Raw genomic sequence first — 985 nt, 5'->3', positions numbered from 1 at the left:
TTTTCCCAAGTCGCTTTTGAAAATAGAATAAAGCTTCCCCATCCATAAATAAAATCAATAATGATAATAAAACAAAAAGGGGTAAAAAGAAAAAAAACATGAAAAGGGAAAACAAAAAATCAATCCCTAGTTTCAAATTGTTATAGGAGAAAATCAACTCATAATTTCTTTATTAGTCCTTTCACCTAACCTTTTCCCTTTAATTAAATCCCGAGTTTTCGGCCTTCTTGGAAATTTATACGTAAGGCTATAGTTTAAAACAAAGCTTAAAATGATAAGTAGCAAAATGATTAAGCCAATTATTTGTATTTCCCCTAAATTCCTTCCAACAACAACTAATCCTACAAATAATAGGTTTACAAATCCCATTACCCTCACAGTTCCAGAATGATTTAAACCCAATCTCATTAAAATATGATGAATATGGGTTTTATCCGGAGAAAACGGTGATTGTTTTTTTAAAACCCTAAGGGCAAAAACCCGCAACGTATCATATAATGGAATGATTAAAAGGGCTATGGCTGAACCAACTGAACTATTTAAACGAAAAGGATTACTAAGGGGTAAATTATAATTCACATTAATGAAATAAATTACGACCACTGCCAAAAAAAAACCGATCATGAGGGAGCCTGTATCTCCCATAAAAATCTTAGATGGTGCCCAATTAAACCTTAGAAAGGCAAGGATTGCTCCGATTAAAGAAAAAAGCAAGATAGTCATAGCCATATTACCTACTAGGTAAAACCAAATAACTAGTGGAAACAAAATAGCCAAACCGATGGTGGATGCAAGTCCATCTAAACCATCAATTAAATTAAAGGAATTCGTAATGACTATAATGGTAAAAAGAGTAAGAGAATAGCTAATAAATGGAGGCAAATCATAAATACCAAATAACCCATAAAAGGAATCCAATTTAATTCCAAAAAGAGAAATAACAATCAATGAAGCAAAAACCTGCGCTAACAATTTAACCTTGGGT

Annotated in this window: 1 protein-coding gene; it reads right to left on the bottom strand. The window is 32.0% G+C overall.

The window, feature by feature from the left end; translation table 11 throughout:
- Positions 1-153: 153 nt before the first annotated feature.
- Positions 154-985: MraY family glycosyltransferase (locus E1171_RS00745; RefSeq protein ID WP_155203129.1), on the bottom strand; the 832-nt coding region annotated here is incomplete at its 5' end.

Origin of the sequence: Xanthovirga aplysinae (genome assembly GCF_009711365.1) — a bacterium.
GTDB lineage: Bacteria > Bacteroidota > Bacteroidia > Cytophagales > Cyclobacteriaceae > Xanthovirga > Xanthovirga aplysinae.
Note: the sequence above shows the minus strand (reverse complement) of the source record. Positions and strands in the feature narration are given on the sequence as shown.